Below are 23,547 nucleotides of genomic sequence, written 5' to 3'. Positions count from 1 at the left end.
TCCGGCCAGGTTAGAGCCAGTTCCGCTTACCGCCGACCTCCGCCAGCCACTGGTTGAGGTAACCCGCCCAGTCGGTCCCCTCGAAGTCGTTGAGACCCACCGTGAACTGCCGGTACGAGTCCGATCCCCCGGTGAACAGACCGGGCTTCTTGTCCATCTCCAGCACCACGTCCATCTCGCGGTCATCCGCGACGAAGGACAGCTCGACCTGGTTCAGCCCGCGGTACTGCTGCGGCGCATGGAACTCGATCTCCTGGTAGAACGGCAGCTTCTGCCGCGTCCCCCGGATGTGCCCCTGCTCCAGGTCAGCGGACTTGAACCGGAACCCGAGCCGGCCGAACGCATCCAGAATCGCCTGCTGCGCCGGCAGCGGGTGCACGTTCACCGGGTCCAGGTCGCCGGAGTCCACCGCACGCGCGATCGCCAGCTCCGTCGTCACCCCGACGCTCATCCCGCGCAGATGCGTCCCCAGGAACGTCGTGATCGGCGTCTCCCACGGAATCTCCAGACCGAACGGCACGGTGTGCGCGGCGCCCGCCTGCACCTGGAACGCACCACCCACCTGCAGCTTGGTGAACTCGATGTTCCGCTTCGACTCGCCTTCGCTGGTCTCCACCTCGACGACGGCCTGCAGCCCGACGGAAATCCCCTGGATGTCCTGCGCCACGGTCCCGCCCTGGACCCGCACCTCACCCTGGACGACGCCACCGGGAACGACGTTCTCCTCGAAGAGCACCGTCTCCACCTTGGCGCCCCCGGCCCCCATGCTCGCCAGCAGCTTCTTGAACCCCATGCTCGTCCTCCCCAGGCGCAACGCCTGTGCTTTGTGTAGCCGCCGGGACCGCGGCTTGTGCCATCCCGGCTCGATCTCTACGAACGCGGAACGGCGCAGGCCGGTTCCGCGAGCCACACCTTCCCAATCCCGATGCCCTCGTGGCCAGTCGCCGGCCCGTTTGCCTGCATTACCCTCGGTGCGCATGACCGACGTACCGGAACGTATGCCGCTCACCCGCGCTTTCTTCGACCGCCCGGTTCTCGAGGTCGCCCCTGACCTCCTCGGCCGCACGCTCGTCCGCCACACCCCCGACGGCCCGATCGAACTCCGCCTGACCGAGGTCGAGGCCTACGACGGAGAGACCGACCCCGGCTCCCACGCCTACCGCGGCCGCACCGCCCGCAACGCCTCGATGTTCGGCCCGCCCGGTCATGCGTACGTCTACTTCATCTACGGCATGTGGTTCAGCCTCAACCTGGTCTGCGGCCCCGAGGGCAAGGCCAGCGGTGTCCTCCTCCGCGCCGGCGAAATCCTCACCGGAACGCACCTGGCCACCGGCCGCCGCCCCAAGGCCCGCAACACCAACGAACTGGCCAAGGGCCCGGCCCGCCTCGCCACCGCCCTCGACATCGACCGCACCTTGAACGGCACCGACGTCTGCCACGGCGGCGATCCCGCCGCCCCGCTCTCCGTCCTGCACGGCACCCCCGCCGCCCCCGCCCGGGTACGCAACGGCCCACGCGTCGGCGTCGGCGGCGACGGCGCCGACCACCCCTGGCGCTACTGGATCGCCGACGAACCCACCGTCAGCCAGTACCGCCCGCACACCCCGCGCCGCCGCACCACTTCAGCCTCTTGACCGCCCGGAGCTACTTGACTCTCCCCGGCCGAACGCCTAACGTAGCCCGAGCCGCTGGAGACGGGCAGCGCTATCTGCGCAGACCGCGAGGCGGCACAACCAACCACTACGAACGCTTCCCTAACGGGTCTTTTTTGGCGTTGCCAAAATTCGACCCCAGCGGCTCGATTATGAGCCGCCAAGGAAAGTCGCTAAAGTAGTTGACGCGCCAAAGGCGTGCACAACCCCCTTCGACGGGAATTCAGAACCGAAATTCGACCGGTAACGGCGAGGCCCGGATCTGCTAAAGTCGGAAAGGCCGAAAAGCGAAAGCGAAGCGGCTAACCCCGCTCCAACAGGGGGCCGGAGACGGAAACGGATCTGGTAAGGTTGGAAACGCGAAGAAGCCGAAAGGCGGAAACGCACCGGCGAAAATCGGAGCCGCAAGGATCTGATAGAGTCGGAAACGCAAGACCGAAGGGAAGCGCCCGGAGAGCCTGGTGAAACAGGCACAAAGGAAGCGTCCGTTCCTTGAGAACTCAACAGCGTGCCAAAAGTCAACGCCAGATATGTTGATACCCCGTCGACCGGAAACATCCGGGAGATGAGGTTCCTTTGAAAGTCCTGCCGACACCTTGTGTGACGGTAGGCAATACACAGCGAGGACGCTGTGAACGAGCAGGCTTATTCCGCCCGCTCGTTCCGCTCAACGCGAGTGTCACCCGATTACGGGTAAACATTCACGGAGAGTTTGATCCTGGCTCAGGACGAACGCTGGCGGCGTGCTTAACACATGCAAGTCGAACGATGAAGCCGCTTCGGTGGTGGATTAGTGGCGAACGGGTGAGTAACACGTGGGCAATCTGCCCTTCACTCTGGGACAAGCCCTGGAAACGGGGTCTAATACCGGATACGACACGGGGTCGCATGACCTCCGTGTGGAAAGCTCCGGCGGTGAAGGATGAGCCCGCGGCCTATCAGCTTGTTGGTGGGGTGATGGCCTACCAAGGCGACGACGGGTAGCCGGCCTGAGAGGGCGACCGGCCACACTGGGACTGAGACACGGCCCAGACTCCTACGGGAGGCAGCAGTGGGGAATATTGCACAATGGGCGAAAGCCTGATGCAGCGACGCCGCGTGAGGGATGACGGCCTTCGGGTTGTAAACCTCTTTCAGCAGGGAAGAAGCGAGAGTGACGGTACCTGCAGAAGAAGCGCCGGCTAACTACGTGCCAGCAGCCGCGGTAATACGTAGGGCGCAAGCGTTGTCCGGAATTATTGGGCGTAAAGAGCTCGTAGGCGGCTTGTCGCGTCGGATGTGAAAGCCCGGGGCTTAACCCCGGGTCTGCATTCGATACGGGCAGGCTAGAGTTCGGTAGGGGAGATCGGAATTCCTGGTGTAGCGGTGAAATGCGCAGATATCAGGAGGAACACCGGTGGCGAAGGCGGATCTCTGGGCCGATACTGACGCTGAGGAGCGAAAGCGTGGGGAGCGAACAGGATTAGATACCCTGGTAGTCCACGCCGTAAACGTTGGGAACTAGGTGTGGGCGACATTCCACGTCGTCCGTGCCGCAGCTAACGCATTAAGTTCCCCGCCTGGGGAGTACGGCCGCAAGGCTAAAACTCAAAGGAATTGACGGGGGCCCGCACAAGCAGCGGAGCATGTGGCTTAATTCGACGCAACGCGAAGAACCTTACCAAGGCTTGACATACACCGGAAAACCCTGGAGACAGGGTCCCCCTTGTGGTCGGTGTACAGGTGGTGCATGGCTGTCGTCAGCTCGTGTCGTGAGATGTTGGGTTAAGTCCCGCAACGAGCGCAACCCTTGTTCTGTGTTGCCAGCATGCCTTTCGGGGTGATGGGGACTCACAGGAGACTGCCGGGGTCAACTCGGAGGAAGGTGGGGACGACGTCAAGTCATCATGCCCCTTATGTCTTGGGCTGCACACGTGCTACAATGGCCGGTACAATGAGCTGCGATACCGCGAGGTGGAGCGAATCTCAAAAAGCCGGTCTCAGTTCGGATTGGGGTCTGCAACTCGACCCCATGAAGTCGGAGTTGCTAGTAATCGCAGATCAGCATTGCTGCGGTGAATACGTTCCCGGGCCTTGTACACACCGCCCGTCACGTCACGAAAGTCGGTAACACCCGAAGCCGGTGGCCCAACCCCTTGTGGGAGGGAATCGTCGAAGGTGGGACTGGCGATTGGGACGAAGTCGTAACAAGGTAGCCGTACCGGAAGGTGCGGCTGGATCACCTCCTTTCTAAGGAGCATCTAGATCCCGTAAGGGATCCAGAGCCACTACGTCGGCAAATGTCCGACGGTGGTCAGCTCATGGGTGGAACGTTGACTATTCGGCGCACTTGATTGGTTGTCACTAGTACTGCTTCGGCGTGGAACGTGGGGATTGAGATGGTGGGTCGGGCACGTTGTTGGGTATCTGAGGGTACGGGCTACGGTCTGGACCTTCGCGATGCCGGCCCCAGTGAACTCAGCCTTCGGGTTGGGGTGGTGGGTGGCTGGTCGTTGCTTGAGAACTGCACAGTGGACGCGAGCATCTGTGGCCAAGTTTTTAAGGGCGCACGGTGGATGCCTTGGCACCAGGAACCGATGAAGGACGTGGGAGGCCGCGATAGGCCCCGGGGAGCTGTCAACCGAGCTTTGATCCGGGGGTGTCCGAATGGGGAAACCCGGCAGTCGTCATGGGCTGTCACCCGCTGCTGAACACATAGGCAGTGTGGAGGGAACGCGGGGAAGTGAAACATCTCAGTACCCGCAGGAAGAGAAAACAACCGTGATTCCGGGAGTAGTGGCGAGCGAAACCGGATGAGGCCAAACCAGTCACGTGTGATACCCGGCAGGGGTTGCGTGGTTGGGGTTGTGGGATCTCTCTTTCATAGTCTGCCGGCTGTGAGACGAGTCAGAAACCGTTGATGTAGGCGAAGGACATGCGAAAGGTCCGGCGTAGAGGGTAAGACCCCCGTAGCTGAAACATTGACGGCTCGTTTGAGAGACACCCAAGTAGCACGGGGCCCGAGAAATCCCGTGTGAATCTGGCGGGACCACCCGTTAAGCCTAAATATTCCCTGGTGACCGATAGCGGATAGTACCGTGAGGGAATGGTGAAAAGTACCGCGGGAGCGGAGTGAAATAGTACCTGAAACCGTGTGCCTACAAGCCGTGGGAGCGTCGCACAAGGAACTTGTTCCTTGTGTCGTGACTGCGTGCCTTTTGAAGAATGAGCCTGCGAGTTTGCGGTATGTTGCGAGGTTAACCCGTGTGGGGAAGCCGTAGCGAAAGCGAGTCCGAATAGGGCGTTGAGTAGCGTGCCCAAGACCCGAAGCGGAGTGATCTAGCCATGGGCAGGTTGAAGCGGAGGTAAGACTTCGTGGAGGACCGAACCCACCAGGGTTGAAAACCTGGGGGATGACCTGTGGTTAGGGGTGAAAGGCCAATCAAACTCCGTGATAGCTGGTTCTCCCCGAAATGCATTTAGGTGCAGCGTCGTGTGTTTCTTGCCGGAGGTAGAGCACTGGATAGGCGATGGGCCCTACCGGGTTACTGACCTTAGCCAAACTCCGAATGCCGGTAAGTGAGAGCGCGGCAGTGAGACTGTGGGGGATAAGCTCCATGGTCGAGAGGGAAACAGCCCAGAGCATCGACTAAGGCCCCTAAGCGTGTGCTAAGTGGGAAAGGATGTGGAGTCGCAGAGACAACCAGGAGGTTGGCTTAGAAGCAGCCACCCTTGAAAGAGTGCGTAATAGCTCACTGGTCAAGTGATTCCGCGCCGACAATGTAGCGGGGCTCAAGCACACCGCCGAAGTCGTGTCATTGCAGCATTAGGACCAACGTCTGCTGTGATGGGTAGGGGAGCGTCGTGTGCCGGGTGAAGCAGCCGTGGAAACGAGTTGTGGACGGTTCACGAGTGAGAATGCAGGCATGAGTAGCGATACACACGTGGGAAACGTGTGCGCCGATTGACTAAGGGTTCCTGGGTCAAGCTGATCTGCCCAGGGTAAGTCGGGACCTAAGGCGAGGCCGACAGGCGTAGTCGATGGACAACCGGTTGATATTCCGGTACCCGCTTTGAAACGCCCAATATCGAATCCATTAATGCTAAGGCCGTGAAGCCGGCCTGGAGTCTTCGGACGAAGGGACGTGGTGGAGCCGCTGACCCAAGGTGGTAGTAGGTAAGCGATGGGGTGACGCAGGAAGGTAGTCCAGCCCGGGCGGTGGTTGTCCCGGGGTAAGGGTGTAGGCCGTGTGGTAGGCAAATCCGTCACACGTTAAGGCTGAGACCTGATGCCGAGCCGATTGTGGTGAAGTGGATGATCCTATGCTGTCGAGAAAAGCCTCTAGCGAGTTTCATGGCGGCCCGTACCCTAAACCGACTCAGGTGGTCAGGTAGAGAATACCGAGGCGTTCGGGTGAACTATGGTTAAGGAACTCGGCAAAATGCCCCCGTAACTTCGGGAGAAGGGGGGCCATTGCTGGTGATCCGATTTACTCGGTGAGCTGGTGGTGGCCGCAGAGACCAGCGAGAAGCGACTGTTTACTAAAAACACAGGTCCGTGCGAAGCCGTAAGGCGATGTATACGGACTGACGCCTGCCCGGTGCTGGAACGTTAAGGGGACCGGTTAGTCACATTTCGGTGTGGCGAAGCTGAGAACTTAAGCGCCAGTAAACGGCGGTGGTAACTATAACCATCCTAAGGTAGCGAAATTCCTTGTCGGGTAAGTTCCGACCTGCACGAATGGCGTAACGACTTCTCGACTGTCTCAACCATAGGCCCGGTGAAATTGCATTACGAGTAAAGATGCTCGTTTCGCGCAGCAGGACGGAAAGACCCCGGGACCTTTACTATAGCTTGATATTGGTGTTCGGTTCGGCTTGTGTAGGATAGGTGGGAGACTTTGAAGCAGCCACGCCAGTGGTTGTGGAGTCATTGTTGAAATACCACTCTGGTCGTGCTGGATGTCTAACCTGGGTCCGTGATCCGGATCAGGGACAGTGTCTGGTGGGTAGTTTAACTGGGGCGGTTGCCTCCTAAAGAGTAACGGAGGCGCCCAAAGGTTCCCTCAGCCTGGTTGGCAATCAGGTGTTGAGTGTAAGTGCACAAGGGAGCTTGACTGTGAGACTGACGGGTCGAGCAGGTACGAAAGTAGGGACTAGTGATCCGGCGGTGGCTTGTGGAAGCGCCGTCGCTCAACGGATAAAAGGTACCCCGGGGATAACAGGCTGATCTTCCCCAAGAGTCCATATCGACGGGATGGTTTGGCACCTCGATGTCGGCTCGTCGCATCCTGGGGCTGGAGTCGGTCCCAAGGGTTGGGCTGTTCGCCCATTAAAGCGGTACGCGAGCTGGGTTTAGAACGTCGTGAGACAGTTCGGTCCCTATCCGCTGTGCGCGTAGGAGTCTTGAGAAGGGCTGTCCCTAGTACGAGAGGACCGGGACGGACGAACCTCTGGTGTGCCAGTTGTCCTGCCAAGGGCATGGCTGGTTGGCTACGTTCGGAAAGGATAACCGCTGAAAGCATCTAAGCGGGAAGCCTGCTTCGAGATGAGGGCTCCCACCCCCTTGAGGGGTTAAGGCTCCCAGTAGACGACTGGGTTGATAGGCCAGATATGGAAGCGCCGTAAGGTGTGGAGTTGACTGGTACTAATAGGCCGAGGGCTTGTCCTCAGTTGCTCGCGTCCACTGTGTGGTTCCCGGGTTGCGAACAGTCGCAATCGCTGGTTGAACCAAGTTTCACTCTTTAACTAAAAAGTGTGCTTGTTCGCTAGAACCCGATAGGGTTTCGGTGGTCATAGCGTTAGGGAAACGCCCGGTTACATTCCGAACCCGGAAGCTAAGCCTTTCCGCGCCGATGGTACTGCAGGGGGGACCCTGTGGGAGAGTAGGACGCCGCCGAACAATCTTTCAAGGACCCTTGGTCCCAGCGTTCAGCTGGGACCAAGGGTCCTTTTTGTTTTCCCCGAAGCGCGCTGAAGTGGTCGGTGCGTGAGAATGAATGCAGTACCGAAGACAGGAGTCACGTCGATGTCCACCAACTCTTCCGACGATCGTTCGGAGCGCCGGCCTCAGCGGCGCGACGGCGGTGACCGCGGTGGTTTCCGGCGTGATGACCGTGGGCCGCGCCGCGACAACGACCGCGGCGGGCGCCCGGCCGGCAGTGGCGGCGGCTACGGCGGCGGGCGGGACAGCCGCGGTGGCGACCGTGGTGGTTTCCGGCGTGATGACCGGCCTTCGGGTGGCGACCGCGGTGGGTACCGCGGGGGCGACCGGCGGGATGAGCGGCGTGACGACCGGCCGCGTGGGCCGCGTCGTGACGATGAGCGTGGTGGGTTCCGGCGTGATGACCGGCCGTCGGGTGGCGACCGTGGTGGGTTCCGTAGGGACGACCGGCCCTCGGGCGACCGTGGCGGGTACCGCGGCGGTGACCGGCGGGATGAGCGGCGTGACGACCGCGGCGGCGACCGCGGTGGATTCCGGCGCGATGACCGTCGGGACGAGCGGGGCGGTGACCGCGGTGGATTCCGTAGGGACGACCGGCCGTCGGGTGGCGACCGCGGTGGGTTCCGTAGGGACGACCGGCCGTCGGGTGGCGACCGCGGTGGGTTCCGTAGGGACGACCGTGCGTCCGGTGGTGACCGCGGTGGGTTCCGACGGGATGACCGGCCGTCGGGTGACCGTGGTGGGTACCGCGGGGGCGACCGGCGGGATGAGCGGCGTGACGATCGGCCGCGTGGGCCGCGTCGTGATGATGAGCGTGGCGGGTTCCGGCGTGAGGAGCGGGGCGGGGACCGTCCCGGGTTCCGTCGGGACGACCGGCCCTCGGGCGACCGTGGCGGGTACCGCGGCGGTGACCGGCGGGACGACCGCGGGGGCGACCGCGGTGGGTTCCGGCGCGATGACCGTCGGGACGATCGGGGCGGCGACCGCGGTGGATTCCGTAGGGACGACCGGCGGGATGACCGTGGCGGGTTCCGCAGGGACGACGAGCGTGGCGGGCGTCGGCCGTACGGTGGCGGTCGTGGGCGCGATGACCGGCGGGACGAGCGTCGCGACCGGGACCGGGAACCGATCAAGCGGATTCCGATTCCGGAGGACGTCACCGGTGACGAGATCGACAAGGATGTGCGGCAGGAGCTGCTGAGCCTGCCGAAGACGCTGGCCGAGGATGTCGCCAAGAACCTGGTGATGGTCGCCAAGCTGCTGGACGAGGACCCGGAGAAGGCATACGGGTACTCGCGGGTGGCGTTGCGGCTGGCGTCCAGGGTTGCGGCGGTGCGCGAGGCCGCGGGCTTCGCGGCGTACGCGGTCGGTAAGTACAGCGAGGCGCTCGGGGAGTTCCGGGCCGCGCGGCGGATGACCGGCGGCGTCGACCTGTGGCCCGTCATGGCGGACTGCGAGCGCGGTATGGGCCGGCCGGAGAAGGCGCTGGCGATGGCCGGTGAGCCCGAGGTGCAGCGGCTGGACCGGGCCGGACAGGTCGAGATGCGGCTGGTCGCGGCGGGTGCCCGTCGGGACATGGGCCAGGCGGACGCGGCGGTCGTGACGCTGCAGAGCCCCGAGCTGGCGTCGAACGCCGTGCACCCGTGGACCGCGCGGCTGCGCTACGCGTACGCGGATGCGCTGCTGGAGGTCGGGCGCGAGGACGAGGCGCGCGACTGGTTCGCCAAGGCGCTGGAGGCCGACCAGGCCGGTGCGACGGATGCCTCGGACCGGCTCGCGGAGCTGGACGGTGTGCAGTTCACCGATGCGCTGGAGGACGGCGACGACGCCGAGGACGGCGACGGGGACGCGGCCGACGACGAGGAGCGGTCCGAGAAGGGCTGAGTAGCGCAGCGGTAAGGCGAAGGGCGGGATCCCGATGGGGTCCCGCCCTTCGGCGTTGTGGGGGTCAGGAGGGGGAGGAGGGGGCGTAGGGGGCTATGGGGTTGTGGAGGGTGCCTTGGAGCTGGAGGGCGCCGGCCGGGTCCTCGAGGTCGACCATCTGCTGGTTGTTGCGCAGCTGGAGGCGGTTGAGGCAGGAGAGGGCGAACTCGTCGGCGAAGAGGTCGTATTGGGCGAACTTGTCGGCGAGGTGGGGGTGGGCGGCCTGGTAGGCGGTGATGCGGTCGGCGACCGTATGCCAGAAGGCGTCCTCGGTGAGGATGCCGCGGTCGGCGAGGGTGCCGGACAGGAAGCGGAAGAAGCAGTCGAAGACGTCGGTGAAGAGGGAGAGGAGCTTCTTGTCCTCGGGGACGTCGGCGCGGATGCGTTCGACGGCGGGCGGCAGGACCGCGTGGGGGTCCATGACGGCGATTTCCTCGGCGATGTCCTTGAAGATCGCCCGCGTCACCGCGCCGTCCTCCAGGACGAGGATGACGTTTTCGCCGTGCGGCATGAAGACCAGGTCGTAGGCGTAGAAGGCGTGCAGGACCGGGGTGAGGTAGGCGTCGAGGTAGCGGCGGAGCCAGGTGCTGGGTTCCAGGCCGGATTCCTCGATGAGGGCGGCGGTCAGGGAGGCGCCGTCGTGGTCGGTGTGGAGGAGGGACGCCATGGTCGCCAGGCGCTGACCGGGTTCCAGGGTGGGGACGGGGCTTTCGCGCCAGAGGGCGGCGAGCATTTTGCGGTAGGGGGAGCCCTTGTCGGTGGCGGCCTCGTACCGGCGGTGGTGGTAGCCGATGGCGGCGCGCTCGCGGATGATCGAGAAGCGGGCGGCCTGGAAGGTCTCATCGGCGGCGATCAGGCGGTCGAGCCAGTCGTTGATGGCGGGGGTGGCCTCCATGTAGGAGGCGGAGAGGCCGCGCATGAAGCCCATGTTGAGGACGGAGAGGGCCGTTTTGACGTAGTGGTGGGTGGGGTGGGTGGTGTTGAAGAAGGTGCGGATGGATTGCTGGGCGAGGTAGTCGTCGTCGCCGGGGCCGAGGCAGACCAGGCGCTGCTGGGCGACTTCGGCGGCGAAGGTGATGGAGAGTTTGTTCCACCACTGCCAGGGGTGGGTGGGGAAGAGGTAGTAGTCGCCGGGGTTGAGGCCGAGGCCGGTGAGGGTGGTGGTGAAGCGGGTGAGGGTGGCTTCGTCGAGTTCGGTGTGGATGAGGGTGTCGTAGTCGAGTCCGGTGCCGGCGGTGAACGTGGCGTGGTCGCGGTGGGCGGCCAGCCAGAGGAGCCGGATGGGGCTCGCGGCTTCCGGGGCGTAGGCGTGGTACTCGTGGATGCCGAAGCCGAGGCGGCCGTTGTTGGCGACGAAGCAGGGGTGGCCCTCGGTCATGCCGGTCTCGATGGCCTGGAAGCCGGAGGCGGCGAGTTCGCGTGCGGTGGGGCGGTCGGCGGCGAGTTTGTAGGCGGTGCCGGAGAGGGTGGAGCTGATTTCCTCCAGGTAGACGGGGAGGACGGCCGGGGTGAGGCCCAGGGTGTCGCGGAGCTCGGTGAGGAACTCCAGGGCGTCCAGGGGGAGTTCGGTGTGGTCGCGGTGGCGGGTGATGCTGTCGGGGTCGATCGCCCAGTGGTCCAGGGCCTGTCTGCGGGCGGCGAAGCGGTAGGCGGTGGTGCCGTCGTCGCTGGGGACGGTGTAGTGGCCGTCCTGGGGGAGGCGCTGGGGGGTGAGCAGCCGTTCGTGGGCGAATTCGGCCAGGGCCTTGCGGATCAGCAGGCGGTTGGCGCGGGCCCACAGCGCGGGGGTGAGGTGGGCGACGGCTTGCCGGACGGACCGGGCGGTCGGCGGGGTGGCGGCGGTCATCGGGTCTCTCCTCGGGTGGCCAGGAACTGGTCGCGGGTGCAGGTGCTGAGGTAGGCGTCCTTGGAGGGGAGGGAGACGGTGCGGACGACCTCGAAACCGACGGCCTTGTTGAGGGCGTGGACGGCGGTGTTGCGGGCGTCCGGTTCGACGACGACGCGTCGGGTGGCCGGGTCGGCGAACAGCATGTCCATGACGGTGGTGAGGGCGGCGAGGGTGAAGCCGTGCAGGGGCGTGGCGGTGGGGGCCGTGAGGAAGTGCATGCCGATGTCGCCGGGTGCGGCGGTGTGGATGCCGACCAGCTCGCGGTGGGCCGGGTCGTAGCGCTCCATCAGGAAGGCGGGGGTGCCGTTGTGCAGGCCGAGGAAGGCGTCGTGGAAGGGGTCGGCGTCGATCCGGGTGAATTCCTTCTCGACGGCGGCGAGGTCGCAGTCCTGCATCAGCCAGAAGACGGCTTTGGGGTGGGTGACCCAGCCGTGGAGCAGTGCGGCGTCGGCGCGCGGGTCTACGGGCCGCAGGGAGAAGTCCCCGAGTGCGGGGTCCGTGCGGGTGAAGAGGGCGGTGGTCATGCGGGGATCTCCAGCGCGTGGTGCGGGGTGGCCGGGGCGGCGAACTCCTGGAAGGCGATGGCCTTTTCGACCGGGTAGTGCTCGCGGCCGAGCAGCTCGCGGATGATGCAGGAGTTGCGGTACGCGGCCATGCCGAGGTCGGGGGTGACGAAGCCGTGGGTGTGCAGCTCGGCGTTCTGCACGTAGATGCCGTGGCCGGTGGTGTCGATGCTGTAGTTGCGGGCGACGTCGTAGCGGCCGGCGTCGTCCCAGGCGATCCGGTCGTGGACGGGGGCGAGGAAGTCCGGTACGCGGTAGCGGTAGCCGGTGGCGAGGATCAGGCCTTGGGTGTCGAGGGTGAAGTCCCGGCCCTGTTCCTCCTGGCGCAGGCCGAGCGTGTAGGTGCCGTTCGCCGCGTCGTAACTCGCCTGGTGGAGGGCGGTGTTGGTGAGGAGCCGGGTGGGGACGGGGCCCGCGAGGTTCTTCTGGTAGAGGAGGTCGAAGATGGCGTTGATCAGCTCGGAGTCGATGCCCTTGTAGAGGTGTTTCTGGGTGGCGTTGAGGTGGTCGCGGGTGGCCCGGGGGAGGGCGTGGAAGTAGTCCACGTACTCCGGTGACGTCATCTCCAGCGTGAGTTTGGTGTATTCGAGGGGGAAGAAGCGGGGGGAGCGGGTGGCCCAGGTCAGGTGGTAGCCGTGGCTGTCGATGTCCTGGAGGAGGTCGTGGTAGACCTCGGCCGCGCTCTGGCCGCTGCCGACGATCGTGATGCTGTCCTTGGCCTGGAGGGTGGCCTTGGCGTCCAGGTAGTCGGTGTTGTGGAGGAGGTCGCCGCCCAGGTCCCGGCAGGCGTCGGGGAGGTGCGGCGGGGTGCCGGTGCCCAGGACGAGCTTGCGGGCGCGGTGGGTCGTGCGCTCGCCGGTGGTCAGCTGCTCGGCGTGGACGACGTACAGCTCTTCGCTCTCGTCGTACTCGACGGTGGTGACCTGGTGGGCGAAGCGGACGCTGCGGAGTTTGCCGGCCGCCCAGCGGCAGTAGTCGTTGAACTCGGCGCGCAGCGGATAGAAGCTCTCGCGGATGTAGAAGGGGTAGAGCCGCCCGGATTCCTTGAGGTAGTTGAGGAAGGAGAACGGGGAGGTGGGGTCGGCGAGGGTGACCAGGTCGGCCATGAAGGGTACTTGGAGGTGGCTGCTGTCGAGCATCATGCCGGGGTGCCAGTCGAAGGCGGGCTTGTTGTCGAGGAACAGGCCGTTCAGCTCGTCGATGGGGTCGGTCAGAGCGGCCAGGCCGAGATTGAAGGGGCCCAGGCCGATGGCGATGAAGTCGTACGGGGCGGGGTGCGGGGCGGGCACGGGGTCTCCGATGGGGATGGTCGGCTCGGTGGGGGCGCCTTGCATGCCCTCAGGCATGGGGAGGGTCAGCGGGCGCTGAGGGCCGGTGCGGCGGCCTCGGCCAGGTAGCTGCCGGCGTGTTCGGCGATCAGGTCGAGGACGGTGGCGATGTCCTCGAGCGTGGTCTCCGGGTTGAGCAGGGTGAACTTGAGGTAGTGGCGGCCGTCGACGACGGTGCTCGCGACGACGGCGTCGCCGGAGGCGAACAGGGCGTCCCGGGCGTGCAGGTTGACGCGGTCGCTGAGCTCGGGGTCCGGGTCGCCGCCGGGTACGTACCGGAAGACGAGGGTGCTCAGCTGCGGCTCGACGACGACGTCGAAGCGGGGGTCGTCGTGGAGGAGTTTCCAGGCGTCCGCGGCGCGGTCGATGACGTCGTCGAAGAGCTCGCCGATGGCCTGGGCGCCCATGACGCGCAGGGTGAGCCAGAGTTTGAGGGCGTCGAAGCGGCGGGTGGTCTGGATCGACTTGTCGACCTGGTTGGGGATGCGGTTCTCGGCCATCCGGCGCGGGTTGAGGTAGTCCGCGTGGTAGGTGACGTGCTTCAGGGTGGCTCGGTCGCGGACCAGGACGGCGCTCGAACTGACCGGCTGGAAGAAGGACTTGTGGAAGTCGACGGTCACCGAGTCGGCGCGTTCGATGCCGGCCAGCAGCTCGCGGCGGCGGGAGACCAGCAGGCCGCAGCCGTAGGCGGCGTCGACATGCATCCAGGCGCCGTGCCGGGCGCACAGGTCCGCGATGGCGGGGAGCGGGTCGATGGAGCCGAAGTCGGTGGTGCCGGCGGTGCCGACGACGGCCATGGGTATCAGGCCCTCGCGGTCGCAGCGCGCCAGCTCGTCGGCCAGGTCGGCGGTGCGCATCCGCTTGTTGTCGTCGGTGGGGACGGTGATGACCGCCTCCGCGCCCATGCCCAGCAGGGTCGCCGCCTTACGGATGCTGAAGTGGCTGCAGGCGGAGGTGAGGATGCGCAGCCGGGGCAGCACATCGGTGAGGCGGGCATCCGAGGGCGCGCCGTCGCGGGTCAGCTCCCGGCGGCAGGCCTCGTCGCGGGCGAGCAGCATGGCCTGGAGGTTGGACTGGCTGCCGCCGCTGGTGAAGATGCCGTCGGCCCGTTCGCCGAGGCCGGTGCGGGAGGCGGTCCAGTCGATGAGTCGGCGTTCGATGAGGGTGCCGCCGGCGCTCTGGTCCCAGGTGTCCAGGGAGGAGTTGACGGCGGTGAGCACGGCCTCGCCGACCAGCGCGGGGATCACCACGGGGCAGTTGAGGTGCGCGAGATAGCGCGGGTGGTGGAAGTAGACGGCGTCGCGGAGGTAGACCTCTTCGAGTTCGTCGAGCGCGGCGGCCGGGTCGTGGAGCGGCGCTTCGAGGTCGACGGCGGCGACGGCGGGCGTGAGGCCGTCGACGGAGATGCCGGTGAACGGGCGGTCGGTGGCGGCGATGGTGGCGCCGATCCGGTCGACGGATGCGGTGACGGCGTCGCGGTAGCGGGCCGCCGTGGCGTTGTTGAGCAGGTAGCTCCTGCTGTCGGCCGGTTCGGCGGGGGATGTTCCGGCGGACGACGGATCCTCGGCAAAGGGCGCGAGGAGACTCATGAAGGTGTCCTCCCTGATGCGGGTGTGACCACGTCCTGCGCAGGGCGAAGGGTGCGCAGGGGCAGGAAAACCCACCCGAGCGACGTAGTTAGGTAAGCCTAACCTAACTAGTCACTCGGGTGGGTGTGGGGTGCCCGCCCCCGGGAGGTGTCGGCAGGGGCGGCCCGCGGAGGGTTCAGTTCTCGTCGTCGTCCAGCGTGCGCAGGACCAGACCGGTGGCCGGCTTGGGGCCGAAGGAGGTGGACTTGCGCGGCATCGTCACGCCGCACCGGGCGAGTTGACGGACCGTGTCCTCGGACGTGGCGCGCATCAGCACGGCCGTGCCGCCGTGCCGGGCGGCCTGCGCGACGGCGGCCTCGGCGTGATGCAGATAGCCGATGTCCGACGGATGGTCGGGAATGCGCCACACCTCGTCCAGGAGAACGGAGTGCAGCACGGTGGCATCCAGCCGCCGCCACGCCTCGGGCCGGTCGGTGCGGACCGTACGGTCGAGCAGCCCGGGATCGGGACGGTCCAGGAGGTGGAAGGCGCCCGGCCCGCCGGTGAGGACGAAGGCGTTGCCGGGCGTCTCGTCCAGGGCCTTGAGGGCGTCGGGGAGATCGCCGGGCAGCCGGCGGACGCGGAAGGCGCCGGTCACACCGGTCAGCGCCTTGCCGATCGCCAGATGCGGCAGGACGCGGTGGATCGCCCGGACCTGGAGCGGATAGCGGGCGGTGTCGACCAGCAGCACCAGGCCGGACGCCCAGGGGGAGGCCGAAGTGGCGCCCGGCTGCTGCTCGTAGAGCCGCTGGTAGGTCGCCCAGCGGTGGTGGCCGTCGGCGATCAGGGCCTCCCGGCGGGCGAGATCGTCGTCGATGGCGGCGAGGTCGGCGGGATCGGTGACGGCCCACAGGCGGTGGGCGAAGCCGTCCTCCGTGGTGGTGGCGAGCAGCGGGGCGCTCTGCACGGTCCGTTCGATCACGGCGGTGGCGCCGGTGGCCGTGCCCTGGCCGCGGTACGAGAGCAGCAATGGCTCGAAATTGGCGGCCGCGGTACGCATCAGCGCGGCCCGGTCCTCGACCACCTCCGGGATGACGTCCTCGTGCGGCAGCACCGGCCCGTCCAGGCGCAGCGCACCGATCAGCCCGCGCTGCAGGATCTCGCCGCTGCGCTGCTCGTACACATACAGCGCGGGCCGCGCGTCCGGGGCCAGGATGCCCTCCTCGCGCCAGCGGCGCAGGGTGTCGGCGGCCTGGCGGTGGCGGGTGGCGGGGTCGGGGGCGTGCGGCAGGATCAGCCGGACGATGTTGTAGGGGTCCGCGGTCTCCAGTTCGCGCACGCCGTCCGGGCGGACCACGACGTCGTACGGCGGGGAGGTGACAGCGGTGAGGCTGCTGACCCGGTCCGGGGCGTAGCGCAGTCCACGGAACGGGAGGAGGCGAAGGCCGTCGGTGCTGGTCATTGAAGAATGCTATGCCGATCGTGCGATGAGGGAAGATCGGGGTACAGACCGCGACGGCCGGAAATATCGGCTGGAAACAGCCGTGGGAGAACGGCGGGAAAACTGCTGGGGAACGACGGCTTGCGGGAGGCGGGGAACGCCCCCCGGAGGGCGGGCGCCCGGATGCGCGTCGGACACTGGGGGGACGACGTGCGGAGCGAGGAGCGAGACGGCATGAACGAGCAGGTGCGCAGGCAGCCCGACGGATGCGAGCGCGCGCTGAGCGAGGCGTACGACACCGCGCTGCTGGATCTGGACGGGGTCGTCTACGCGGGCGGCGAGGCCATCGCGCACGCCGTGGAGTCGCTGACGGCGGCGCGGGAGGGCGGGATGCATCTGGCGTATGTGACCAACAACGCCGCCCGCACCCCGCAGGCGGTCGCCGATCAGCTCACCGGCTTCGGGCTGCCGACCGCCGCGGACGATGTGATCACCTCGGCGCAGGCGGTGGCGCGGCTGATCTCCGAGCAGGTGCCGGACGGTGCGCGGGTGCTGGCCATCGGGGGCGAGGGCCTGCGGGTGGCGCTGCGCGAGCGGGGGCTGGAGCCGGTGGCGTCGGCGGACGACGATCCGGCGGCCGTGGTGCAGGGCTACGACCCGACGCTGGACTGGGGGCGGCTGGCGGAGGCGGCGTACGCGGTGCAGCGCGGGGTGCCGTGGTTCGCGTCCAACACGGATCTGACCATCCCCAAGGAGCGGGGGATCGCCCCCGGCAACGGCGCGTTGGTGGAGGTCGTGCGGATCGCCGCGGGCGGCGCGCCGCAGGTGGCCGGCAAGCCGCAGCCGCCGATGCACCGCGAGACCGTGCTGCGCACCGGCGCGCGGCGGCCGCTGGTGATCGGCGACCGGCTCGACACGGACATCGAGGGCGCCTACAACGGCGGGGTGGACTCGCTGCTGGTGCTCACCGGCGTCACCACGGCCGCGGAGCTGGTGGCCGCGCCGCCGCAGCACCGCCCCACGTACGTGGACGCCGATCTGCGGGGGATGCTGGGGCCGCAGCCGCCGGTGACGCCGGAGGACGGCGGGTTCCGGTGCGGCGGCTGGCGGGCCGCCGCGGCCGGGGGCGCGCTCGTCCTGGACGGGGACGGTACGCCGCTGGACGGGCTGCGGGCGCTGTGCGCGGCGGCCTGGACGGCGGCGGGGGACGGCAGTTGTACGGCGGACGCGGGGAAGGCGCTGGCGCGGATCGGGAGGTGAGGCGCGGAGCCCGCGCGGTGCGGGCCCCGCGGCCGGCGGAGCGCGTTCAGTCCTCGTCGGACGGGGCGGCAGCGCCCGCCATCAGCTCCGCGATCAGGTCTTCCTCGGTGGCGCCGCGCCGCCAGTAGCCGGTGAACTTCACGGCCCTGCGGTCGATCCCGCGGTCGCGGACGAGATGCCGGCGCAGTGCCTTGACCGTCCCGGACTCACCGGCGATCCAGGCGTACGGGGTGCCCTCGGGCAGCTCCGCGGCGCGTACCGCGGCGAGTACCGGATCGTGGTGAGCGGCGCCCGGTTCCTCCGCGCGGTCCGTGCCTTTTGTGCTGTCGCGTACGAGCCAGGTGATGTCGGCGTCGGCGAAGGTGGGCAGCTGCTGCCGGTCGTCGTCGTGGGCGATCTCGATCCAGACCTTGGCGCGGGTGCCGGGGGAGAGCCAGGAGAGGATGCCGGCGATGGCGGGCAGCGCCGTCTCGTCGCCGGTGAGCAGGATCCAGTCGGTGCCGGCCGGCGGGCGGAAGTCGATGCCGCCGTTGTCCTCGACGGCCGGGGCGAGGACGGTCAGCCGGTCTCCGGGCCGGGCGGCGGCGGCCCAGCGGGAGGCGGGGCCGCCCGCCGTGGACCCCGCGCCCGGCACGGCGCCGTGCAGCGCGAAGTCGACATCGAACTCCCGTGGCGCATGGCGCTGTTCGCGGATGGTGTACGAGCGCATCACGGGCCGTTCGGCCGGGTCCTGCATCCGCCAGGCGGTGTACCAGCCGTCCCCGGTGTCGTCGAAGACCGGCCGGTCCTGGTGGGGCTGCGGGAGGAAGAGCTTGAAGCGCTGGTCGCGACCGCCGGACGCCAGATCGTCCAGCCGTTCGCCGCCGAAGGTGATCCGGACCACGGAGGTGCTCACCCGCCGGGCGCGGACGACACGGACATCGAAGAAGCGGAAGGGCGCGGTGGCGGGGGCGGCGGTCGTGGTCATGTCGGGGACCTTCCGTGGTGGTGGCGGGGGTGGGGAGGCCGCGGTGCACGCGGGGCCGGCCGGGCACCGCGGCCGGACGTCAGCCGGTCTTCTCGGCGCCCTCGATGGCGCGGGCGAGCGACTCGATGAGCGGTGCGGCGCCCGCGTAGGAGAAGCGCGGCTCGCTCGACCAGGGAGTGATCTGGCCGGCCTTGACGGCGGGCAGCTTGGCCCAGGAGGGCTTGGCGGCCAGGTCCTTGGGCTGGAGGGTGGCGGTCCGGTTGTCCAGCAGCAGGACATCGGCCTTGTACTTGTCGGCGTTCTCCCAGCTCAGGCTCTCGAAGTAGCCGCCCTTGTCCAGGTGGTCGGGGACGATCAGATCGACGCCGAGGGACTTGTAGTACATGAGGTCGGCGTTGATGCCGGGGTTGGAGGCGTAGAAGAGGTTGGCGCTGCCGGAGCAGGCAAGCACCTTGACCGGGTTGCTCTTGGCGGCCTTGCGCAGTGCGGCGGCGGCCTTCTCGAAGCGGGCCTTGGCGTCGGTGACCTTCTTGGCCTTCAGGTCGGCGCCGAGCGACTTCGCCAGTTCGGCGTACCGCTCGATGATCTTGACGAGCGGGACCCGTGCGGAGGTGATAGCCACGGACGGCGCGAGCCCCGTGATCTTGTCCTTGCTGTCGTCGGGTACGAACCACAGCGCGCCCGGCTCGTACATGTTGGTGATCAGCAGATCGGGGTTCAGGCTCGCGTACTTCTCGACGTTGAACTGGTCGTAGGCGTTGCCGATGATGGTGACCTTGTGGATGTCGAGGTCGCCGGCCTGCGGGTCGGGCTTGCCGTTCTTGAGCTCGGTCGGGCCGAAGACGCCGACCATCTGGTCGTCGATGCCGAAGTCGTGCAGCGCGGCGGCGGTGCCGGTGAAGGCGACGATGCGCTGCGGGGTGTTCTTGAGGGAGACCTTCTTCCCGCGGTCGTCGGTGAAGGACCAGGAGCCGCCCTTGGCACCGCCGTTGGCGCCCCCGGAGCCCTTGTCACCGCCGCAGGCGGCGAGCAGGGCGCCGATGCCGACGGCGCCGCCCGCGGCCAGGATGCCGCGGCGGGTCAGGGTGACGCTTCGGGAGGTGCTCATGGTGGGTGCGCTTCTCTCTGAAAGGCGGGCAGGGCAGGGCCCGGCACGGGGGCCCGCACGGTGAATGTGAGGGTAGGCTAACCTAACCACCGTGTTGGTTGACAGTCCCCCCGAAACACCCACGCCCCCGGCCCCGGTGGCGCCGCGGCGCCGGCACCTCACCCGCTCCGGCGGGCTGCTCGCCGCCGTCGCCCTCCTGGCCGTCATCACCGTCGCCGGCATCGCCGTCGGCGCCAAACAGATACCCCTCGACCAGGTGTGGCACGGGGTGTTCCACTACTCCGGCTCCGACACCGACGTCGTCATCCGCGACGTACGGCTGCCGCGCACCCTGCTCGGCGTCATCGTCGGCGCCGCCCTGGGCCTGGCCGGTACGGTCATGCAGGCCCTGACCCGAAACCCCCTCGCGGACCCCGGAGTTCTCGGCATCAACGCCGGCGCCTCCGCCGCGGTCGTGACCGCCATCAGCTTTCTCGGCGTCACCTCGCTGACCGGCTATGTGTGGTTCGCCTTCCTCGGCGCCGCGGTGGTCTCCGCCGCGGGCTACCTCCTCGGCGGCACCCGCGGCGCCACGCCCGTACGGCTCGCCCTGGCCGGCACCGCGCTCACCGCCGTCCTCACCGGCTACCTCAACGCCGTCAACCTCATGGACACCGCGGCGCTGGACAAGATGCGCTTCTGGACGGTCGGTTCGCTGGCCACCGCCACCATGCCGACGGTCACCGAGATCGCGCCGTTCCTCGCCGTGGGCGCCGTCCTCGCCCTGCTGCTCGCCCGGCCGCTGAACGCCATCGCGCTCGGCGACGACCAGGCACGCGCCCTGGGCACCAAGCTCACCCGCACCCGCGTCCTGGCGATGCTCGCGGTCACCCTGCTGTGCGGCGGCGCGACCGCGGTCTGCGGCCCCATCGTCTACGTCGGCCTGATGGTGCCGCACGCCGTACGCGCCCTCACCGGGCCCGACCTGCGCTGGATCCTGCCGTACGCCGCGGTCCTCTCCCCGGTGCTGCTGCTCGGCGCGGACATCCTCGGGCGGGTGGCGGCCCGGCCCGGCGAGCTGCAGGTCGGCATCGTCACGGCCGTCATCGGCGGCCCCGTCTTCATCTACCTCGTACGACGCCGGAGGATGGCTCAGCTGTGACCGCGACCAGGAAGCCCCACCAGGACGCGGACCGTCGGCCGCGGACCGCCCGGCAGACCGTGTCCCTGCGGACCCGGGGCGGGCTCTCGCTCCGGCTGGACATCCGGGCCGTCGCCGTCTGCCTGCTGCTGGCGGTCCTCGCGCTGGCCGCCGCGGTCGCGCTGATCGGCTCCGGCGACTATCCGATGACCCCGGCCGAGGTGCTCCGCACGCTCACCGGCGGCGGCAACCCCGGCCAGCAATTCATCGTCCAGGACCTGCGGCTGCCCCGCGTCCTGGTGGGACTGCTGGTCGGCGCCGCGTTCGGGATCTCCGGCGCGGTCTTCCAGACCGTCTCCCGCAACCCGCTCGGCAGCCCCGACGTCCTGGGCTTCGCCCAGGGGTCGTCCGTCGGCGCCCTGGTGGTCATCGTCTTCTTCCAGGGCGGGACCTTCGCGGTCGCCGCCGGGTCCGTCGTCGGCGGCGTGGCCACCGGCATCGCCATCTTCCTGCTCGCCTGGAAGCGCGGCATCCAGGGCTACCGCTTCGTGCTCGTCGGCATCGGCGCCGGCGCGATGCTCTACGCCGTCGTGCTCTACCTCCTGACCAAGGCGAACATCGTCGAGGCGACCCGGGCCACCACCTGGATGAACGGCTCCCTCAACGGCCGAGACTGGTCCCAGGTCTGGCCGCTGGCCGCGGTCTGCGCCGTCCTCGTCCCGCTGCTCCTGCTCCACACGCGCCCGCTGCGGATGCTGGAGATGGGCGACGACGCCGCGTACGCGCTCGGCGTACGGGTCGGCCGGGTCCGCATCGTGACGCTGCTGGCCGCGGTCCTGCTCGTCGCCGCCGCCACCGCCGCGGCCGGGCCCATCTCCTTCGTCGCCCTCACCGCACCCCAGCTCGCCCGGCGCCTGCGGCTCCCCCGCCGGCTCACGGCCTCGGGGAGCGCCCCCATGCCCGGCCCCGGCCTGCTGCCCGCCGCCCTGATGGGCGCCCTGCTCCTGGTCGCCGCGGACTGGGCCTCGCAACGCCTCTTCGGCGCCGACCAGCTGCCGGTGGGCGTGCTGACCGGCGTCCTCGGCGGCGGCTATCTGCTGTGGCTGCTGGCGACCGAGCGCAGGGCGGGGCGGATGTGAGAGCCATGCGCGCCGCGCCGGACAACCGCAGTGATCACGACAATCCCAGGAGCCCCGAAGTGAGCCGTCTCACGGCCGAGAACGTCACCCTCGCCTACGACCAGCGGGTCATCGCCGAGAACCTCTCGGTCGCCATCCCCGACCACTCCTTCACGGTCATCGTCGGCCCCAACGCCTGCGGCAAGTCCACCCTGCTGCGCGCCCTGTCACGGATGCTCAGGCCCAGCTCCGGATCGGTACTGCTGGACGGCTCCGCGATCTCCTCGCTCCCCGCGAAGAAGGTCGCCCGGACGCTCGGGCTGCTGCCGCAGACCTCCATCGCCCCGGACGGCATCACCGTCGCGGACCTGGTGGCGCGCGGCCGCTACCCGCATCAGGGCCTGCTGCGGCAGTGGTCGGCCGAGGACGAGCGGATCGTCCAGGAGTCGATGGCGGCGACCGGCGTCGGCGAACTCGCCGGGCGCTATGTCGACGAACTCTCCGGCGGACAGCGGCAGCGCGTCTGGATCGCCATGGCACTGGCCCAGCAGACCCCGCTGTTCCTCCTGGACGAGCCGACGACCTACCTGGACATCCAGCATCAGATCGAGGTCCTGGACCTGTGCGCGGAACTGCACGAGGAACAGGGACGCACCCTCGTCGCCGTGCTGCACGACCTCAACCACGCCGCCCGCTACGCCACCCACCTCATCGCCATGAAGAACGGCGCCGTCATCGCCGAGGGCGCGCCGTCCGACATCGTCACCGCGGACCTGGTGGAGCGGGTCTTCGGGCTGTCCTGCCAGGTCATCGACGACCCGGAGACCGGCACCCCGCTGGTCGTGCCGGCCGCCCGCAAGCCCCGTAAGGCGGCGGCCGCGGCGGCTACAGCAGCGTTCGCAGGCGCAGCAGGTCGCGCAGGCTCGCTTCCAGCTTGATGCGGCCGCTGCCCCAGGCCCTGGCGAAATTGAGCCGGCCGTCCACCACCGCCACAAGATCGTCACCGGCCATGGACAGCCGGATCTCGGCCCGCTGCGGCGGCCTGCCGGCGACATGGGTGACGTCCTTGATGGTGCCGTCGGCCAGGCGGCCGACGAAGGTCACATCCAGGTCGGTGATGTGACAGCTGAGCGAGCGGTCGAGTGCGGCGGCGCTGCGTACCTTGCCGTCCGCCGTGGTCATGTTCTGGGCCAGCCGGTCGAGCGCGGCGCGGCACTGGTCGAGGGTTGCCATCGGGAGCGACGATACGCCAGGAGCGGGGCGCCCCGTTCGCCGTCGGCGAGCCGGACGGCACGACGCGCACCGTCCCGGCGGGCGGCGGTGTCCGGGCGACCGGCGGCCCGGCCGAGGTAGCGTCGGGGGTATGGAAGAGCCGACGTCCGGCCAGGGGCCGGAGGCAGCCGCGGGGGACGCCACCGGGGAGCCCGCGGAGACCGCAGGGCCGTCCCCCGCGCCGCCCGCCGGGCCGCAGCCGCTCGGGGTCGCGATCACCCCGACCGGCGATGCCGGCGTCGACGCCGGGCTGCGGCGTCTCGCCGATGCCGACCACCTCCCCGCGAGCGGCCACCTCCAGGTGTACGAGGATGTCCACCGTGGGCTGCGCGATGCGCTGGCCGCCCTCGACCAGCGCCCCGCGCCGCCCGCACCTTCCTCGACTTTCTCGACGCCGCACGACAACAGGAGCTGAA

At 68.2% G+C, this 23,547-nt stretch carries 17 protein-coding genes and 3 rRNA genes; 11 read left to right on the top strand and 9 right to left on the bottom strand.

Features of this window, described 5'->3' with window-relative positions; translation table 11 throughout:
• Window positions 1–10 precede the first annotated feature (10 nt).
• Window positions 11–793 (bottom strand): sporulation protein, encoded by a 783-nt coding sequence (locus AC5677_RS09265; RefSeq protein ID WP_497194536.1) that lies wholly within the window; start codon window positions 791–793, stop codon window positions 11–13.
• A gap of 184 nt (window positions 794–977) precedes the next feature.
• Between AC5677_RS09265 and AC5677_RS09260 the strand changes: the two genes are divergently transcribed.
• The 6 genes from AC5677_RS09260 to AC5677_RS09235 all read left to right on the top strand — a co-directional run bounded on the left by AC5677_RS09260 (window position 978) and on the right by AC5677_RS09235 (window position 9,459).
• Window positions 978–1,634 carry a DNA-3-methyladenine glycosylase gene (locus AC5677_RS09260; protein ID WP_497194535.1) on the top strand — a complete coding sequence of 219 codons (657 nt, stop codon included), beginning with the start codon at window positions 978–980 and terminating at the stop codon, window positions 1,632–1,634.
• A 718-nt stretch (window positions 1,635–2,352) separates the two neighbouring features.
• Window positions 2,353–3,881, top strand: a 16S ribosomal RNA gene (locus AC5677_RS09255).
• Window positions 3,882–4,180: 299 nt separating this feature from the next.
• Window positions 4,181–7,302 (top strand): 23S ribosomal RNA (locus AC5677_RS09250).
• A gap of 114 nt (window positions 7,303–7,416) precedes the next feature.
• A 5S ribosomal RNA gene (gene rrf / locus AC5677_RS09245) occupies window positions 7,417–7,533 on the top strand.
• Together the 16S, 23S and 5S rRNA genes form the textbook arrangement of a ribosomal RNA operon.
• Before the next feature lie 184 nt (window positions 7,534–7,717).
• Entirely contained in the window at window positions 7,718–8,776 is a 1,059-nt protein-coding gene (locus tag AC5677_RS09240) for a hypothetical protein (RefSeq protein ID WP_497196553.1), read from the top strand.
• Window positions 8,713–9,459, top strand: a complete 747-nt coding sequence (locus tag AC5677_RS09235) for a tetratricopeptide repeat protein (RefSeq protein WP_497196552.1) — start codon at window positions 8,713–8,715, stop codon at window positions 9,457–9,459. Before AC5677_RS09240 ends, AC5677_RS09235 begins: the two co-directional genes overlap by 64 nt.
• 64 nt (window positions 9,460–9,523) lie before the next feature.
• On the opposite strand, the gene AC5677_RS09230 is transcribed toward AC5677_RS09235, so the two are convergent.
• From AC5677_RS09230 to AC5677_RS09210, 5 genes are all read right to left on the bottom strand, one after another.
• The gene (locus tag AC5677_RS09230; RefSeq protein WP_497194534.1) at window positions 9,524–11,344 is read right to left on the bottom strand and encodes an IucA/IucC family protein; all 1,821 of its coding nucleotides are present in this window, start codon (window positions 11,342–11,344) and stop codon (window positions 9,524–9,526) included.
• Complete coding sequence (locus AC5677_RS09225; protein WP_497194533.1) at window positions 11,341–11,910, bottom strand: GNAT family N-acetyltransferase; 570 nt, start codon at window positions 11,908–11,910, stop codon at window positions 11,341–11,343. Before AC5677_RS09225 ends, AC5677_RS09230 begins: the two co-directional genes overlap by 4 nt.
• On the bottom strand, window positions 11,907–13,283 hold the full coding sequence (locus tag AC5677_RS09220) for a lysine N(6)-hydroxylase/L-ornithine N(5)-oxygenase family protein (RefSeq protein ID WP_497196551.1): 1,377 nt from the start codon (window positions 13,281–13,283) through the stop codon (window positions 11,907–11,909). The genes AC5677_RS09225 and AC5677_RS09220 overlap by 4 nt, the downstream gene beginning before the upstream one ends.
• Before the next feature lie 20 nt (window positions 13,284–13,303).
• Window positions 13,304–14,866, bottom strand: coding sequence for a pyridoxal phosphate-dependent decarboxylase family protein (locus AC5677_RS09215; protein WP_497194532.1), 1,563 nt, complete (start codon window positions 14,864–14,866; stop codon window positions 13,304–13,306).
• Between the two features lie 175 nt (window positions 14,867–15,041).
• The gene (locus AC5677_RS09210) at window positions 15,042–16,307 is read right to left on the bottom strand and encodes a DUF1015 family protein (RefSeq protein WP_497194531.1); all 1,266 of its coding nucleotides are present in this window, start codon (window positions 16,305–16,307) and stop codon (window positions 15,042–15,044) included.
• A 213-nt stretch (window positions 16,308–16,520) separates the two neighbouring features.
• On the opposite strand from AC5677_RS09210, the gene AC5677_RS09205 reads away from it, so the two are divergent.
• The gene (locus tag AC5677_RS09205; RefSeq protein ID WP_497194530.1) at window positions 16,521–17,546 is read left to right on the top strand and encodes an HAD-IIA family hydrolase; all 1,026 of its coding nucleotides are present in this window, start codon (window positions 16,521–16,523) and stop codon (window positions 17,544–17,546) included.
• Between the two features lie 46 nt (window positions 17,547–17,592).
• Here AC5677_RS09205 and AC5677_RS09200 read toward each other — a convergent pair whose 3' ends face one another.
• Both AC5677_RS09200 and AC5677_RS09195 read right to left on the bottom strand, forming a co-directional pair.
• On the bottom strand, window positions 17,593–18,513 hold the full coding sequence (locus AC5677_RS09200) for a siderophore-interacting protein (protein ID WP_497194529.1): 921 nt from the start codon (window positions 18,511–18,513) through the stop codon (window positions 17,593–17,595).
• A 79-nt stretch (window positions 18,514–18,592) separates the two neighbouring features.
• Entirely contained in the window at window positions 18,593–19,621 is a 1,029-nt protein-coding gene (locus AC5677_RS09195; protein ID WP_497194528.1) for an ABC transporter substrate-binding protein, read from the bottom strand.
• 91 nt (window positions 19,622–19,712) lie between these two features.
• Between AC5677_RS09195 and AC5677_RS09190 the strand changes: the two genes are divergently transcribed.
• Genes AC5677_RS09190 through AC5677_RS09180 form a run of 3 tightly spaced genes read left to right on the top strand, consistent with a single transcriptional unit; the run spans window position 19,713 to window position 22,797 of the window.
• Window positions 19,713–20,762, top strand: coding sequence for a FecCD family ABC transporter permease (locus AC5677_RS09190; protein WP_497194527.1), 1,050 nt, complete (start codon window positions 19,713–19,715; stop codon window positions 20,760–20,762).
• Window positions 20,759–21,880, top strand: a complete 1,122-nt coding sequence (locus AC5677_RS09185; protein ID WP_497194526.1) for a FecCD family ABC transporter permease — start codon at window positions 20,759–20,761, stop codon at window positions 21,878–21,880. The genes AC5677_RS09190 and AC5677_RS09185 overlap by 4 nt, the downstream gene beginning before the upstream one ends.
• Window positions 21,881–21,885: 5 nt before the next feature.
• Entirely contained in the window at window positions 21,886–22,797 is a 912-nt protein-coding gene (locus AC5677_RS09180; RefSeq protein WP_497194525.1) for an ABC transporter ATP-binding protein, read from the top strand.
• On the opposite strand, the gene AC5677_RS09175 is transcribed toward AC5677_RS09180, so the two are convergent.
• Complete coding sequence (locus AC5677_RS09175; RefSeq protein WP_497194524.1) at window positions 22,745–23,092, bottom strand: sterol-binding protein; 348 nt, start codon at window positions 23,090–23,092, stop codon at window positions 22,745–22,747. The two genes, AC5677_RS09180 and AC5677_RS09175, sit on opposite strands and share 53 nt — an antisense overlap.
• 130 nt (window positions 23,093–23,222) lie before the next feature.
• Here AC5677_RS09175 and AC5677_RS09170 point away from each other — a divergent pair, with 130 nt between their 5' ends.
• Window positions 23,223–23,546 (top strand): hypothetical protein, encoded by a 324-nt coding sequence (locus AC5677_RS09170; protein ID WP_497194523.1) that lies wholly within the window; start codon window positions 23,223–23,225, stop codon window positions 23,544–23,546.
• The last annotated feature ends 1 nt before the right edge of the window (window position 23,547 follow it).

It is taken from the genome of Streptomyces sp. JLSY215 (genome assembly GCF_059682825.1).
This window is presented reverse-complemented; position numbering and strand designations above follow the sequence as displayed.

Bases quoted from the DNA above. Each gene is read 5' to 3' on its own strand.
- AC5677_RS09265 (WP_497194536.1), bottom strand. From the start codon at position 793: ATGGGGTTCAAGAAGCTGCTGGCGAGCATGGGGGCCGGGGGCGCCAAG.
- AC5677_RS09260 (WP_497194535.1), top strand. From the start codon at position 978: ATGACCGACGTACCGGAACGTATGCCGCTCACCCGCGCTTTCTTCGAC.
- AC5677_RS09230 (WP_497194534.1), bottom strand. From the start codon at position 11,344: ATGACCGCCGCCACCCCGCCGACCGCCCGGTCCGTCCGGCAAGCCGTC.
- AC5677_RS09225 (WP_497194533.1), bottom strand. From the start codon at position 11,910: ATGACCACCGCCCTCTTCACCCGCACGGACCCCGCACTCGGGGACTTC.
- AC5677_RS09220 (WP_497196551.1), bottom strand. From the start codon at position 13,283: ATGCAAGGCGCCCCCACCGAGCCGACCATCCCCATCGGAGACCCCGTG.
- AC5677_RS09215 (WP_497194532.1), bottom strand. From the start codon at position 14,866: ATGAGTCTCCTCGCGCCCTTTGCCGAGGATCCGTCGTCCGCCGGAACA.
- AC5677_RS09210 (WP_497194531.1), bottom strand. From the start codon at position 16,307: ATGACCAGCACCGACGGCCTTCGCCTCCTCCCGTTCCGTGGACTGCGC.
- AC5677_RS09205 (WP_497194530.1), top strand. From the start codon at position 16,521: ATGAACGAGCAGGTGCGCAGGCAGCCCGACGGATGCGAGCGCGCGCTG.
- AC5677_RS09200 (WP_497194529.1), bottom strand. From the start codon at position 18,513: ATGACCACGACCGCCGCCCCCGCCACCGCGCCCTTCCGCTTCTTCGAT.
- AC5677_RS09195 (WP_497194528.1), bottom strand. From the start codon at position 19,621: ATGAGCACCTCCCGAAGCGTCACCCTGACCCGCCGCGGCATCCTGGCC.
- AC5677_RS09180 (WP_497194525.1), top strand. From the start codon at position 21,886: ATGCGCGCCGCGCCGGACAACCGCAGTGATCACGACAATCCCAGGAGC.
- AC5677_RS09175 (WP_497194524.1), bottom strand. From the start codon at position 23,092: ATGGCAACCCTCGACCAGTGCCGCGCCGCGCTCGACCGGCTGGCCCAG.
- AC5677_RS09170 (WP_497194523.1), top strand. From the start codon at position 23,223: ATGGAAGAGCCGACGTCCGGCCAGGGGCCGGAGGCAGCCGCGGGGGAC.